General features: G+C 35.0%; 8 protein-coding genes. 5 read left to right on the forward strand and 3 right to left on the reverse strand.

The window, feature by feature from the left end; translation table 11 throughout:
* Positions 1 to 21: 21 nt before the first annotated feature.
* The 3 genes from HVS_RS04805 (at position 22) to HVS_RS04815 (ending at position 5495) form a co-directional block, all read left to right on the forward strand.
* On the forward strand, positions 22 to 759 hold the full coding sequence (locus HVS_RS04805) for a sigma-70 family RNA polymerase sigma factor (protein WP_101299717.1): 738 nt from the start codon (positions 22 to 24) through the stop codon (positions 757 to 759).
* A gap of 143 nt (positions 760 to 902) precedes the next feature.
* Positions 903 to 2093, forward strand: a complete 1191-nt coding sequence (locus HVS_RS04810) for an AbfB domain-containing protein (protein WP_101299719.1) — start codon at positions 903 to 905, stop codon at positions 2091 to 2093.
* Between the two features lie 135 nt (positions 2094 to 2228).
* Complete coding sequence (locus HVS_RS04815; RefSeq protein ID WP_101299721.1) at positions 2229 to 5495, forward strand: endo-1,4-beta-xylanase; 3267 nt, start codon at positions 2229 to 2231, stop codon at positions 5493 to 5495.
* A 229-nt stretch (positions 5496 to 5724) separates the two neighbouring features.
* Here HVS_RS04815 and HVS_RS04820 read toward each other — a convergent pair whose 3' ends face one another.
* The 3 genes from HVS_RS04820 to HVS_RS04825 form a co-directional block, all read right to left on the reverse strand.
* Positions 5725 to 7647: a DEAD/DEAH box helicase gene (locus tag HVS_RS04820; RefSeq protein WP_242971689.1), complete on the reverse strand. Its 1923-nt coding sequence runs from the start codon at positions 7645 to 7647 to the stop codon at positions 5725 to 5727.
* Positions 7648 to 7739: 92 nt separating this feature from the next.
* The gene (locus tag HVS_RS17080) at positions 7740 to 8000 is read right to left on the reverse strand and encodes a hypothetical protein (protein WP_235827614.1); all 261 of its coding nucleotides are present in this window, start codon (positions 7998 to 8000) and stop codon (positions 7740 to 7742) included.
* 11 nt (positions 8001 to 8011) lie between these two features.
* Positions 8012 to 8332 (reverse strand): nucleoside triphosphate pyrophosphohydrolase, encoded by a 321-nt coding sequence (locus tag HVS_RS04825; RefSeq protein ID WP_101299723.1) that lies wholly within the window; start codon positions 8330 to 8332, stop codon positions 8012 to 8014.
* A gap of 1127 nt (positions 8333 to 9459) precedes the next feature.
* Here HVS_RS04825 and HVS_RS04840 point away from each other — a divergent pair.
* Together HVS_RS04840 and HVS_RS04850 are read left to right on the forward strand one after the other, a co-directional pair.
* Entirely contained in the window at positions 9460 to 10641 is a 1182-nt protein-coding gene (locus tag HVS_RS04840) for an S-layer homology domain-containing protein (RefSeq protein ID WP_101299729.1), read from the forward strand.
* Entirely contained in the window at positions 10608 to 16955 is a 6348-nt protein-coding gene (locus HVS_RS04850) for an RHS repeat-associated core domain-containing protein (RefSeq protein ID WP_159063395.1), read from the forward strand. The genes HVS_RS04840 and HVS_RS04850 overlap by 34 nt, the downstream gene beginning before the upstream one ends.
* Positions 16956 to 17017: the final 62 nt, after the last annotated feature.

Below are 17017 nucleotides of genomic sequence, written 5' to 3' on the forward strand. Positions count from 1 at the left end.
AAAAGTAAAGGGAAGAGATGTATGTTATTTATTACAGCTGCTATAAATTATACTGCTGAAACGGCAACCAGGATTGTTGAAAAAATTAAAAAGGGAGACAAACAATTAAAAGAACAGTTTATAAAGGACTACATTCCCTTTATATTAAACATTGTTTCTGGTTTTTGTTCTTATAAAACATCTGATTTAAAAAGCAGTGATGAGTATAGTATAGGGCTAATAGCCTTTGATGAAGCTATTGAGAGATTTGATATTGGCAGAAGCAAAAATTTTCTTAAATTTGCAGAAATGGTGATAAAAAGGAGAATGATAGATTATTACAGGAAAACATCGTCTATTGACAAAAAAGAAATTCCGTTTTCGTATTTTTATAGGGAAAGCGAGAAGGAACTTGAGGGAAAATTAAATATGTATGATATTGGACAGGAATCAGACAGATATGAGCTTATTTGGGAGTTAAAAGATTTTTCAAAAAAATTAGAAAGTTTTGGATTGAGTATTACAAAACTGCCGGACTATGTACCAAAGCATAAAGCTTCAAAACAAATGTGTGTGGACATTGCTAAAAAAATAATTGAGAATGAGGATATTTTAAACAAACTAAAAACTAAAAAGTACATACAGATGAAGAAACTTTCAAAATTAATTGATGTTCATCCAAAAACCGTGGAGAGAAACAGGGCATTTATCATATGTTTATGTATACTACTTGAAAGTGATTACAAAAACTTTAAAGGGTATTTAAACAAAGTATTTTAATTTATCACAATTTTAATTTATCACAAGTTTAGAAATTAGGTAAGTTTACAAATTAGTTTAGAAATTTAAGAAAGGTTGCAAAGTATCTTGAAGCGGCAAATAAAAGCTTAAATCCTTAAAAAAGGATGTTAGGGGGAAGAAAATTGAAGTATAAGGGAATTGTAATAAAACTTACTAAAAACAAAGCCATTGTAACTACAGAAGATTTTCAGTGCTACTATATTAAGAGAAGCCCTACAATTTGTGTGGGCAAGGAAGTTGAATTTACCGGTAAGGAAATTATTAAGAAAAAACATGCCTTAGTAAAACTGGCTTTAAGTGCCGCATGTATAATACTTGTGATAATAGGTTTAATGAGCTTTACAGGAATAATAGATATAAATAACATTTTGTACAGCCCCCGGGTTTTTGCCTACATAAGTGTAGATATAAATCCTGGTTTTGAGATGGAAATTGACTATGAGGGGAGAGTTTTAAATTTAGTTGCACTAGATGATGATGCAGGAGAAATTTTAAATAATATAGAGTTTGACAAGGTTAACATTTCTAAAGTTATTGATAATATGATAAATGAATTAAAAGCTAAGGGTGAAATCGGCGGGAATACAAAAGATTATATACTGATTTCAAGTACATTAAATTGGAAAATGGAAGAAAACAATAGTGAAATCCATGAGAAGAGACAAAGGCTGGATATTATTATAAATGAGATGAAAAATGATATAGAAAACAGATACAAAGCAGATGTTTACCTCCTTCATGCAGATATAGAAGAAAGGGAGGATGCAATAAGTAAAGGCATATCCACCGGCAGATATATAGCATACAAAAGCTTGGAAAATGAGCTTTCAATTGAAGATGTTAAAGAGGCTGCTGTGGCAAATCTGATAGAGATGTTAGAAAAGGGTAATACCGATTCAATATATAGGAGATTTGAATCTAGTAATTACCGCGGGTATTATATACGGACTGAGTCGTTTAGAGCCCGTATTTCTCCATATGTAGATCCTATTGAGGATTCTATATTTAAGATAGTTCCCGGACTTGCAGCAGCAGATTGCATTTCCTTTGAGTCAATGAATTACCCGGGATATTATCTAAAACATGAAAATTTTGAACTTATCCTGAAAAAATACGAGGACACGGATTTATTTAAAGCAGATGCAACGTTTAGAATTGTACCGGGTTTGGCGGATGGAAGCATGATTTCTTTTCAGTCTTTTAATTATCCGAACAGGTATATAAGGCACAGGGAATTTGCCCTTTATATTGAAGAAATATTTACCGAACTCGACAAAAAAGATGCAACATTTATTGAAATAAAAGTTGAGTAGCCTTGCAAATTAATTGTAATTAAGTCAAATTCCCAACTGAAAAAAAGCCTATTTTTCGTACATCTAAGGTAAAGGGCAAAATTATGCCCGGGCAAGGGTTTGCCAAATAAAAAATATACTACGGGAGGTACTAGTATGAAATTCAAGAAAATTTTAGCATCGGTGATAGCGTTTGTAATGTCAACCGGTCTGATTTGGGCAACGCCTTTGAATGCGGGGAGGGTACATGAGGAAAGGATTGTTTATGACAACTTTGAAATTAACTATGACGGATGGTGCAATATTGGAGAAAGTACCATTTTATCAGCAGTTGAAAATCTGGGACACAATTCTACAAGGGGGATGATGGTAACAAACCGTTTATCCAAAAATGACGGGGCGTATTCGCAAAAAGGATTGTATCTTGATGGTGGCAAAAGTTACAATTACAGCGTTTTTGTAAAGCATGACGGGGATGGTATTGAAACATTTAATCTTTCTTTAAGTTACCAGGATATAAAGACAGGTGAGTTATATTCAGAAGTGATTGCAACTGAAAGTGCTGCCGGCGGGGAATGGACTAAGCTTTCAGCAGAATATAAAGCACCAAAAACTGCATCCGATATTACTCTGTCAATTACAACTGACAGTACTGTAGATTTTATTTTTGACGATGTAACCATAACTGAAAAGAAAAGAATTAATACAAATACAGTATCGGCAGCAAATGGTAATGTGGGATTAAAGGATATGTATGCAAATTACTTTAGAGTTGGTTCGGTACTTAACTCCGGAACGGTAAACAATTCAACAATAACCGCTATGATTTTGAAAGAATTTAACAGCATTACTCTTGAAAACGAAATGAAGCCTGATGCTACACTGGTGCAATCAGGTTCAACTAATACAAATATCAGGGTTTCCCTAAATCGTGCAGCAAGTATTTTAAACTTTTGCGCACAAAATAATATAGCTGTCAGAGGTCACACCCTGGTTTGGCACAGCCAGACGCCTGAGTGGTTCTTCAAAGATAATTTCCAAAACAATGGCAGTTGGGCATCTCAATCAGTGATGGATCAGCGTATGGAAAGCTACATAAAAAATATGTTTGCTGAAATAAAAAGGCAGTATCCTTCACTAAATCTTTATGCCTATGACGTTGTAAATGAGGCTGTGAGCGATGATGCTAACAGAACCAGAAATTTTGGTGGGGCAAGAGAACCGGGATATGGAAACGGTAGATCTCCATGGGTTCAGATTTATGGGGATAACAAGTTTATTGAGAAAGCATTTGAATATGCAAGAAAATATGCTCCGGAAGGTTGTAAGCTTTACTATAATGATTACAACGAATATTGGGATCATAAGAGGGACTGTATAGTTGCAATGTGTACATCCTTATACAATAAGGGTTTACTTGACGGTGTGGGAATGCAGTCTCACATTAATTCAGATATGAATGGGTTTACAGGTATACAAACCTATACAACTGCATTGCATAAGTATATTAATATAGGCTGTGATGTTCAGATTACGGAACTTGATATAAGTACAGAAAACGGTAAATTTAGTGCACAGCAGCAGGCTGATAAATATAAAGCTGTTTTCCAGGCAGCCATTGATGTAAATAAAAACTCCAATAAAGGGAAGGTTACGGCAATCTGCGTGTGGGGGCCTAATGATGCAAATACATGGATAGGTTCTGAAAACGCACCTCTTTTATTTGATAGAAATAACCAACCAAAGGCAGCTTACCATGCATTAGCTTCTCTTGTTCCTCAATCGGAATGGGGAGATGGTAGTAATCCTAATGACGGTGGCACAACACAGCCAAAGGGACCGGATGGAAATGGATATTATTATTATGATACATTTGAAGACAGCATGGGACAATGGAATAACAGGGGACCGGCAGAAGTTGCTTTAAGTAACAGGGCATCTTATAAAGGCTCAGGGGCACTTTTCGTTAGCGGTCGTACAGATGCATGGAACGGTGCACAACGTGCATTAAGTCCTATAACATATGTCCCTGGAAATAAATATTGTTTCAGTTCCGTTGCTATGTTTACCGGAGGCGCTACTTCTGCAACATTCTGCATGAAACTGCAATACGTGGATTCAAACGGGGATCCCCAATACGATACTATAGATATGAAGACTGCTGTTGCAAACCAATGGGTTCATTTATATAACCCGGAATACACAATTCCGGCTGATGCAACAGATATGTATGTTTATGTGGAAACAGCGGAAGGTACCATGGATTTCTACGTAGATGAAGCAATTGGAGCAGTTGCAGGAACTGTAATTACCGGACCTGGTGAAACTAAGTTTAAGCTAGGTGACGTAAACTTTGACGGTATTATTGATTCTATTGACTTAGTAGTGGCAATGAGAGGTATACTGCAAGAAGGATTTTCCAGCGAAGCTGCTGAGCGTGCAGCTGATGTTAATCAGGATGGCGAAGTAAACAGCAATGACATGGCACTTTTATCACGTTACATATTAGAAATAATTGACAGATTTCCTGTTGAGGAAGAGCCTGAACCTTGGGAGCCTGAACCTGAGGAGCCTGAAGATCCTGGTAAACCTCCATTTAACTATGATCCGGCATTACAATACAGACCCGCTCCTAATTCTTATCTGACTCAGTGCCCGCAGCCGGGAAGGATTGTTAGAGAAACATATAATAGTATAAACGGAATGAAGAGTCTTAATGTATATCTTCCTTACGGCTATGACCCGAACAAAAAATACAACATTTTCTACCTCATGCATGGTGGTGGGGAAAACGAAAACACAATTTTTAGCAATGATGTTAATTTGCATCTTATTCTTGACCACATGATTATGAACGGTGATATTGAGCCTATGATAGTTGTAACACCTACATTCAACGGTGGCAACTGTACAGCTCAAAATTTCTACAGGGAGTTTAGAGAAAATGTAATTCCATTTGTAGAAAGCAAGTATTCTACTTATGCAGAGTCAACAACTCCTGAGGGAATAGCTGCTTCAAGAATGCACAGAGCTTTTGGTGGTTTCTCAATGGGTGCAGTTGCAACATGGGCTGTAATGGTTAATTGTCTGGATTACGTTGGATATTTCATGCCTTTAAGTGGTGACCACTGGTCAGGTAATTCTGCTCACGACAAGGCATATTCCATTGCTTCTGCAATTGACAGATCCGGTCTTTCAAAGAGAGAGTATTTTATTCTTGCTGCAACCGGTTCAGAGGATATTGCATACCCTAATGTTGCACCTCAAATTGAAGTTATGAAAACGCTCCCTCAGTTTGATTATACTTCAGATTTCTCTAAGGGTAATTTCTACTTCCTTGTAGCTCCGGGTCTTACACACTGGTGGGGATATGTAAGGCATTATATTTATGATGCACTTCCATATTTCTTCCATGAGGGATAAAAGCCAATTTAATAAGGTGATAACATAATAAGGCATTAAAACAGATACAATAGCTTTTTAAAGAACTGCTGGAAAATCAGCAGTTCTTTATTAATTTTAGGTAAATCTGCCCTAGGTTTATCAAATTAGAGAAAGAAAAATTACAGAGAAAGGTGCGAGTGGATTTTTTAAATCAATATAAAAATACCGGCTTTAGAAATTAATCCAACGAAGGGACTTTCTATAGGAATTATTTAAATGACCTTTTTTCATAGTATTCTTTAAGTTTTTTATCACAATGTGAGATAATCCAGTTAATATCCTCTTTGGTTAGTTTTTTAAAGATATGTCTGTTAAACCGGACATATTCAATTTCCCTGCACCTGTCCATAAAACGCATGTCCTGAAATCTTTTAAAGGGATTTGAAAAGATAGTACGTTCTGCATCTTTTCTTGTGAAATTATCCTTACAAAATACACTGTTTTTCTTTTCCACAACAAGACCATTTTCTTTACGCTCATTATAAAAGTCTATGAAATAATCAACAATATCTTCAACTCTTACCCTGCCGTCAGAATCTACATATTCAAACATTGCTTTTAGTAAAACAGGCTTATAGGAATAGGACATGTCCATTTTTTCTACCATATTCATAAATTTTTCTTTCATGTTTGCAGCGGTGATTAAATCCCAGTTAAACTGTTTTGCATATTTTTTCACAGTTTCTTCATAAAAATATTTAAAGCTTTTATTATTTCCCATGGGTACTTCCATATCAGGTATAATTTTTCCTTCTTTAATGTATCTATTGATTGTTTCAGATTGAACATCAACCATACGCACAAATTCAAATTGAGATATCATTTCTTTTGCCTTATCTTGCCAATTAAATAAGTCAATTAATTCATAATCAGTAACGTCAATTGGAAAGTCAAGATATACTGTTGGTTTTTCTCCTTTTCTGAACAATTCTTTATCAAGTTGTTTCTTTTCAGCAGGTGCCAATACATATTCTCCGGCCAGGTATTCATTTATGTTAAAAACCCTGTGTAGCGAGTAAGGCATGTTAAAAAGCCCTGCATTATCTATAAAATCAAATACCATGACATACTCTTTATTAGGAGCTTTACGCATTCCACGTCCCAGTTGCTGGAGGTAGAGAGTCTTTGACATAGTAGGTCTTGCCATAAACAAAACTTCTGTTGAAGGGCTGTCCCAGCCTTCATTTAAAAGGTCACATGCACATAGTACTTTAATTATGCCCTTTTCATATTTGTCCAGAATATCATTTCTTTCTTTTGATTTTAAAGAGCCTGAAACTGCTTCACAGCTTACACCGTTTTCTCTAAAAAGTCTTGCAATTTCCTCTGCGTGACTTACTGAGGCACAAAAAACCACTGTTTTTTTATTTTTAACATAATTAAGGTATGTATTGACTATTATGTTGTTTCTTTCAGGGATAAATAATTTGCTTTCTAAATCTTGAGAATTATACTTTATACCGTTTATTCTAACATTGGAAATATCGATATTGGTTTTTATTCTTATACACCTGACCGGAACCAGTTCACCAATTTCAACGGCAGTTTTTAAGTCAAGTTTATGTGCTACATTTTTAAAGTACATAAATAAATCTTCACCGTCAGCTCTTTCAGGTGTTGCAGTTAAACCCAGTGTAAATTTTGGTTTAAAATAATTTAATATCTTTTTATAAGTATTTGCTGCACTGTGATGGCATTCATCGATAATTAAATAGCCAAATTCGTCCGGGGCAAAATCATCCAGGTTTTGAGATACATTTTGAACACTGCCGCAAACAACATAAGCGTTTTTTTCTTTTTCTTCTCCCAAATAACTTCCCACCGACACCTGGGGCCAAATTTGTTTAAAAGTTTTTTTAGCTTGTTTTATCAGTTCTTTTGTATGGGCAATAAATAGGGTTCTTTCACCAAAATTTTTAGCATCAGTTACAGCTGTTACTGTTTTGCCAGCACCTGTTGCGTGATATAGTAGAGCTATACTTTCATTTCTTTTACGCATGTTTTGCAGGTTTTCAAGGGCTGATATTTGATGTTCTTTTAATTCAAATTTACATTCAAAAAAACTCCCTTTTTGCTGCGGAAGAAAATCTTCTATTAAACGGAATAAGGGCACTTCTCCAAGAAATTGCAACAATTGGTCTTTAACTTTTTCAGGTTGTTCTTTTAATTGATTATATACCCACCTGTATACTTTCCAATTATTGTAGACAAGACTGTTTTGTTTTAATAAATCATCATAGTATTTATACCTTGAGACTTTTTAGGGTTGTGGTATGTTTCTCCGTCAATTTCTATTGCAATTTTAACGTTTTCAGTTTCAAGTGCAAAATCTATAAAACGGTGATTTCCATAAATATCCATAAAAGGATACTGAGGAAACAGGTATTGAGATTTATCTGCACCAAAAGTATCACAAAATAATTCTATGAAAAGATCTTCAGCATAACTACCCAACTTACCGGTTTCCTTAATTTTTATGTCCATTTAAAAGCCTCCTAGTTCTCAATAACTTCTTTTAAAAGCAGTCGCTTTTTAAAGGCACCTCTTTTTTTAACTTTTTCTAATCGTATCTTTTCCAAATCTTTAACAGACATGCCTTTAAATTCTACGATAGCATACAGTACTTCTATAATATCAGCTATTTCTTCAATATCTTCGCTTTTTTTGAATTCTTCAAGTTCTTCCTCTAATTTTGCTTTTAAAAAGTTAATGTAATCAGATTCATTAAGTGTTTCAACTATGGCTTTTTTCCCGCTTTTTTCTATTATTTCAGGAATTCTGTCTCTTATTAGTTTATTATATTTTATGGATTTCATCAACAATCATCCTCCAATTTTAGATGGTGCTTCCTAGATTTAAGCATAACATATAAACTGTTTGTTAGAAAGCAATTTTTTGTTTTGCAATTTAAATAACGGGTTTATGTGGTATAATTTTTAGTGGGGCAAAATTTTTTAATTGTATAGATACATGAAGTGTTAAAATTACAGCAAGTAAAATCAAGTGAGGGTAAGAAAAATTAACTGCAAAAGGGGTATGGGGGTTGTGAAAAAATCCAAATTACACTCAAGAAATTCCATAGAAGTAACTATTTGTATATTAGTAATCATTGGAACTTTTATTGCGTTTCTAATTTTCCCAAACCAATTCTTTTTCAAACTATTTGTTTATTCTCTTCCGGGGAGTTTTCTCTTTTTATATTTTACATATGTAATAAACTTATATCGTGAGATAAATGGGAGAAAAATAAGAAAAAAGGCGGTAATAATTACAAGGCTTATTTATTTAATTGTATTTAGTATAATTGTTATATTGATTTTTTATGCTGCTTTAACAATTCTTAAAGGTTCTATACATGATGCAATAAATTACTGAACATAACATTTCATAAAATCTGTGGTTGAACTGTATATTTTTATATGCTATAATTAGCAAGGTCTTAAAGGCTATTTTTTCCAAAAACAACTTGTTAAGTATATTTTTATAGACAAAAAAATAAGCTGTTTATGCCGGCTATGGAGGCATAGCAAACGGAAGCTTTGCACTTGTCAGGGTTGGAATTCCCCAGGAGGGAACATGGACAACGGTATTTGACAGTGAAAAAGCCGGTACTAAATGGGGAAACATAAAATGAAGAAGAACCGTCGGATGTATTTATTTAATAAGTTCCGGATCTATGGCCGCTTATTTTGCCAGTTCCCTGTTGAATTGGGAATAATATTGTTTGAGTCTGTTTTGTTTGCTAAGTTTCTTAAAGGAAAAACAAAAAGCCGGAAATATGTATATGGCCTGGCAGCAAACCTTGCCAGTTGGGGTATAGGATTTTTCCTGATTAGTCATCAGTATGAGCTTTTAAAGAATAATCAAAAGATTTTTCTTTCATATTAAATTGTTATGATATATAATTACTTTAAATAGATATATTTACGGGGGGTAATTATAAGTGAAAACAAAAATTATTTCTTATCTGCTTATCATTTCCATGATAATGACAGGGGTGGCGTATGCCGCTGAAGGATTAAATCTTTCAAATGAAGATAGCACTTATGGACAAGGTATCCAAAAGATATCAAATGTTAATGCTAATGATGAAAATCAAAGTTTTCCGGATATAAAAAATCATTGGTGTCAAAGTGTTATTGAAAAGTTTGTAGCTAAAGGATGGGTTGTAGGTTATGATGACGGGTTGTTCCGTCCGGATATATTTGTAACCAGAGCAGAATTTACAGCTATGGTTGTAAATATATTTAAGGAAGAAAAAAAGGTAGAAGGAAGTAGCTTTACAGACGTAAATAAAAGTGACTGGTTTTATAATGCAGTATCTTATGCAGCAAGTGAAGGTTTAGTAGCCGGATATGAAGACGGTACATTTAAACCAATGGCAAATATGCAGAGGCAGGATGCAGCTGTACTTGTATCAAGGCTTTTTGAAGTGGATTTTTTTGAAGGTGCAGATGAATTTAAATTTAAAGATGAAGATACTTTTCCAGAGTATTCATATCAGAGTATAAAAAATCTTGCATCTCATGAAATAGTCCGGGGTTATCCTGATGGAACATTTAAACCATATAATTTAATAACAAGGGCAGAAGCAGTTCAAATGTTGAATGTTGTGCTTAAATATATTGAGGTGCCGGAAGAGACGCCACCGCTAGTTCCACCTGAAACAGCAACTCCAACCAAGGAACCGGAGTCAACACCGGAACCAACAACTACCTCGACACCTAAACCAAGCACTCCAAGTACTGGTGGGGGTTCAAAGCCAAAACCGACACCTACAGGTGTAAGTAAAATTTATCGTACATATACTACTACAAAAGATTTTGAAGAGGGGATAAAAATAAATCTTTCTTCTCAAGAAATTGATTGTCTAAAACTAGATGAAACCACTAAAACTTTTAACTATATGTGGGTTGCAGTTTCCAGTAAAGGTACCGTGGTTAAAATAAATACAGACACAGGAGAAATACTTGGGGAGTATAGAACAGCACCGGAAGGTCAGCCTTTAAATCCATCCAGGACAACAGTTGACCATGAAGGAAATGTATGGGTGGCAAACAGGGATGGAAATAGTGTGGTTAAACAAGACATGTGTCTGTTGATGCTGACAACAATGTATGGGTAAGTGGTACAGGAAATAGAATATTTGATTTGATAGACGGTAAGACAGGGAAAATTATTAAATCAGAAGGACCGGTGGGATATGGAGGCTATGGAGGACTAATTGATGAAAATGGTGTGATATGGTCTTCAAGACCTATGCTTAGATGGGACACATCACTGCCTTTGTCAGGAGCCAACGGTAAAAATTGGACAGGATATAGCCATGATAGCTATGGTTTAACAATAGATAAGTATGGTAATGTATGGAATACATCTCATACAGGCAATCAAATAAGAAAATTTGCTCCGGACGGCACTTTGATTGGTGTGTACCAACACGGATTCAATTATGCCCAGGGGTGTGTAGCTGACCATAATGGAGATATATGGGTTGCACATTCTCTTAATGGAAACACCGTTGGAAGAATAAAAAATGACGGAACATATGTAGGAAACGTCGAAGTTGGTAGTGGACCTACCGGAGTAGCTGTAGATGCTAAGGGTAAAATATGGGTTACGCATCTTAATGAAGGAAAAGTGTACAGAATTGATCCAAATAAAGGACCAATAGGAGCGGACGGGGTTACTCCAATTGGTGAAGTAGACTATATAAGTCCGTATTTAGGAGGAAATCTTTATAATTATAGTGACATGACAGGAAGTACGTTGAGGGGGGCACCTCCTGTAGGTACCTGGACTGTAGTATTTGACAGTGGAAAAGAAGGCGTCAAATGGGGAAATATTGAATGGAATGGTACAGTATATAATGACGGCGATATATCTGTTTATTTATCAAGCAGTGAAGATAATGTAACATTTAGCAAAAGTGTTAAAGCAGGAAATATGAGTAGTTTTGATGTGCCTGACGGGCGTTATCTGAAAATCGAAGTAAGATTAACCCGTTCAAGTGATGGAAAAAGTCCAATACTTAATGATTTGACAGTTTCAGAAAAAGATTATTCTTTAAAAATGAGTTCTAATAAAAAACCTGTTATTAGAGTTGAAGAAATTAGCAATATAGTGGCAGGTGAAACTGTTGAACTTAGGGCAGATACATATGATGATTGTAAGCCTTATGGTACTCCTTTAGAATTTGAGTGGGAAAAAGTAGAAGGATCTGGTGAAGTTGTTTTTGATAATCCAACAAGTTATGCAACGAATGCAATCTTTAATGAGGCAGGTTCTTACCTAATAAGAATGAAAGTATTTGATGGTAAAATTACATCAAATGCATCTGTAAAGATACAGGTAGTTGAACCAACAGCAACGCCAACGCCAACAGCAACAGCAACGCCAACAGCAACGCCAACAGCAACGCCAACGCCAACAGCAACAGCAACGCCAACAGCAACGCCAACAGCAACGCCGACGCCAACAGCAACGCCAACAGCAACGCCAACGCCAACAGCAACGCCGACGCCAACAGCAACGCCAACAGCAACGCCAACGCCAACAGCAACGCCAACACCAACACCAACATCGGAGCCTACACCTAAGATAACAGATGATTTTACAAGACCCGTTGTAGAAATAGAGACAAGCGCAGATGTTTTAAAAGTCAATGATGAAGTTACAATAACGATAAATACACATGATGATGTAGGTGTGGTGGAAAAATTAATAAAAATAAATAATGCCCCTGTAGAGTTAAATGAATCTGATGAAATAAAATACACGTCAGGTTCTCCAGGTGTGTTTAAAATAGATGCATATGCATATGATGAAGCAGGAAATGAGGGATATTCAAGTAAAGAAATAAAATTTATAGAAGAAGGGGATGAAACAGGTCCGTTTATAGAAATTATATCTCCTGAACCTGATACGAAACTTACTATGCCAACAAAAATCATAGGGACTGTCAGTGATGAAAATCTTATCATGTATAAACTTGAATATTCAGTAAAAGATGAAAATAATTACACAGAGATCTCAAGGGGAACTGAGCCGGTAAAAGATGGTGTTTTAGGTATAATAGATCCTACACTAATGAAAAATGGATTGTATGATATAAGGCTTACTGCTGAAGATAAGAGCGGAAATATGGCAGTAGTAACAACTACATACCAAATTGAAGGTGGAGCAAAAATAGGGAATTTCACTTTGAGTTACGAGGATATGTTAATTCCTGTAGCAGGGATTCCTATTACAATTATACGGACTTATGACAGCAGGATTAAGAATAAGGGTGATTTTGGAGTAGGCTGGACACTAAGCTTAAATAATATAAAGCTTAGTGAAAGCTGTGAACCAGGTAAGAATTGGGAAGAAAGAGTATCAGGAGGAATTATCAAGAAATATTATTTAACAGAGACAAAACCTCATATAGTAACAATAACTTATCCAAATGGCAAAGTAGAGGAATTTGAAACTGTATTAAGTCCTTATGAAAGAAATCTTATACCTATTGCAGGTAGTGCTGTTACAGTTACCGTTTCTTATAAGCCAAAAAAAGGAACATATTCAAAACTTGAAGCACTGACCAATAATGAGTGTTATGTATTAGAAGAAGGAGAAGGGGTTGCTTTATATTCTTCAGATTCCTTAATATTATATAATCCGGACAGGTATAAACTTACAGAACCAGATGGTACTGTATATATAATAAACCAACACACAGGACTTGAAAGTATTACAGATATATATGGTAATACTATAATTTTAAACAAAGACGGAATACGCCACTCTTCCGGAAAAGAAGTTGTATTTGACAGGGACTCAGAAGGACGCATAACTTCTATCACTGACCCAATGGGGAACAAAGTTACTTACGAATATGACTATTATGGGGATCTTGTTAGCGTAACGGATCAGGAGGGGAATACTACAAAGTTTACATACAATTCAAATCATTACATTATAAGCATAATGGATCCAAGGGGCAAAATGCCTGTACGCAATGAATACGACGACGATGGCAGGCTTATAGCGCGTGTGGATGCTGAAGGAAACAGAATTGAATATTCCCGTGATATAGAAAACCGCCAGGAAATCGTTGAAGACAGAATGGGAAATATAACTGTTTATAACTATGATGAAAAAGGAAATATCATTGAGATGGTTGATCCTATGGGTAATAAAACCACATTCACCTTTGACTCAAATAATAATAAACTATCCGAAACCGATGCTTTAGGAAATACTATATATTTTACATATGATTCAGAAAACAGGGTTACAAGTAAAACTGACCAACTGGGCAATAAAATTGAATATTACTATAATAGTTCAGGACAAATAGAATCAATAAAAGAGCCAAATGGAAATGTAATTGTAAATACCTTTGATGATAAAGGAAACCTTGTATGTGTTTCAGATTCCTCCGGTAAGAAAACTATATATAATTATGATAATTCCGGTAATTTAGTTAGTATTGAAGATGCTGAAGGCAATATAACCCGTTATACATATGACTCAAATGGTTTAAAAACATCAGAGACCAGCCCGTCAGGCAAGGTTACTATGTATCAGTATGATGAAAACGGAAACCAGGTAGCAATGATTGTAAAAAGAACTACAGCGGATGGAGAGGAAGAAATAGTTACAAGATATGCCTATGACAAGAAAAACAGACTGGTTAAAATAATTGACCATTATGGCGGCAGTTTTGAAATTGGTTACAATGAGATTGGCAAAAAGGCATATACTGTGGATGAAGCATTAAACCGTACAGAATATGAGTATGATGATATGGGCAACCTTATAAAAATAAAATATGCTGATGGAACGGAAGAAAGCTATTCATATGATGCTAATGGAAACAAAACATCATTTACTGACCGTTTGGGCAGGAAAACAGTGTATAGTTACGATAAATTAGGAAGGCTTGTAAAGACTACTTATCCTGATGGGGCTTTTGAAGCCATTGAATATGATGCAGTGGGTAATATTGTAAGGAAGACAGATGAGAGAGGAAACAGTACATTATATACTTACGATGCAGCAGGAAGAAATATTAGCGTAACTGATGCCCTTGGGAATACCACTTTATATGAATATGACAGTAAAGGAAATGTAACTAAAGTTACTGACGCTAATGGCAATATTACCATGTATGAATATGATATGGCTGGAAGAAATGTCAAGGTCATTTATAGTGATGGTACATTTATTACTAATGAATACGACACTAATGGAAATAAAATTTCTGAAACAGATCAAGCCGGTAAAACCACTAAATATGAATACAGTCCGGATGGCAATCTCATAAAGGTAACGGATGCTTTAAATAATGAGGTTTCTTTTGAATATGACCAACTTGGCAATCTTATTGCACAGATAGATGCCAATGGAAATATTACAAAATTTGAATACGATAAGCTTGGCAGAAAAGTAAAAAGAACATTGCCTATGGTAATGTCAGAAAGTTTTGAATACGACAGCACCGGTTTACTTGTTTCCTATACTGATTTTAATGGTAACACTATAAAGTATGAATACGACAAAAATGGAAGATTAGCCAAAAAACTTTTCCCAGATGGCACCTTTGAGACATATACATATACTCTTTCAGGGAAAAAAAGTTCTGTTACAGATGGGACAGGAAAGACAACATATGAATATGATTTAAGAGACAGGCTGGTAAAACAAGTAAATCCAGATGGTACTTTCATATCATATACTTATGATGCTTCAGGAAACCGGACAAGTATTGAGACACCAAATAGTAAAATTACTTATTCATATGACAAATTAAACAGGCTGGAAACCGTAGAAGATAATAAAGGGAATATAACTAAATACAGCTATGACTCTGTAGGAAACAGAAAAAGTGTTGAGTATCCAAATGGTTCAAAAACAGAGTATGAGTATGATACGCTTAACAGGCTGGTAAAACTTACAAACAAAAAATCAACAGGTGAAATTATTTCATCATATTCATATGATTTAGGACCTTCCGGCAATAGAACCAAGGTAACAGAACACACCGGCAGGACAGTTGATTATGTTTATGACGATACATACAAGCTTTTATCTGAAACAATAAAAGATTCATCAGGAACAAAAGTAATAGAATACACCTATGATGCATTTGGAAACAGACTGACAAAAACTGATGATGGTGTTACAACTGTTTATGAATATGACAAAAATAACAGACTGACATCTGATGGAACTTATACATATAGCTATGACAACAACGGAAACACGTTAAGCAAAACTTCAGCAACGGATTCAGAGACTTATAGCTATGATTATGAAAACAGGCTGGTTGAAGTTAAGAAAACGAGTGCAGCTGAAACTAGTTATGTGAAGTACCTATATAATGCCAACGGAGTAAAAGTGGGAATGGATGCAAATGGGAAAATAAGCAAGTACCTTGTTGATATTAACAGGGATTATTCAATGATTATTGAGGAGACAGACGAAGACGGTTCAATTATTGTTAAGTATGTTTATGGAGATGATTTGATAAGTCAGGAAAGGGAAGGAGCAGTAAGTTATTATCATTATGATGGTACCGGAAGTACAAGGGCATTAACAGACACGGATGAGAATATTACTGACACTTATGACTATGATGCATTTGGTAATATAATTTCAAAAACAGGGACAACTATAAATGAGTTTCTGTTTACCGGAGAGCAATATGATTTTAATACTGGTTTTTATAATTTGAGAGCACGCTGGTACAATCCTTATATTGGCAGATTTTTAAGTGCTGATAAGTATTCCGGAACTATGTATGATCCACGTACTCTTCATAAATATACTTATTGCGGCAACGACCCTGTAAACAACATAGATCCATCAGGATATGCCTTTACACTTATAGAGCTTTCAATTACTGTTGTAACAATGGAAACTATATATATCAGTTACGCAAATATGCTTTTTCACAACTTAATTGATACAGCAAATATTGCAGCATGTATATTAGAACCCGCAATGGCCATGCAGCATTTTGTGCTTGAAAATGTTGCGGCAGGACATGTTTATCCATTCTTTGGAGAAATGTATGCTCAAGGCAGGGAATTGGAGAGAGTTGCATACAGGGAAATGATAAAAGCGTGGAGAAGTAACTATGAATCATTTGCTTACAGTCTTGCCTTCCCAATAAAGGTTAAGATATTCAATGCGTTAGAATTTGATGTTTCCAAAATCATTAAAGGGATGGTTAATAATGAACTTTCAGCAAGTGATTTTGCTCCAAGTTTAGCCTTTTTAGAGGAAGTAAAGTATTTAGAGGCATTACAAGACGTATTCGTATACATAGCGGACTTCTTTGATGAACTATCTCCTAACAAATATGACTATTATCAAAAGCCTGACTACATAAAAGCTGCTTCAAAAACTTTAGTGGACGTTTTGTTTGATTTTATAGACAAGTGGCTGTAAAATTGTATATTTTCTGATGTTGTTGTACTGTATTAAATATTAAAAAAACCTCCTATGTAATT

The sequence above is a fragment of the Acetivibrio saccincola genome, from assembly GCF_002844395.1.
Taxonomy (GTDB): domain Bacteria; phylum Bacillota; class Clostridia; order Acetivibrionales; family Acetivibrionaceae; genus Herbivorax; species Herbivorax saccincola.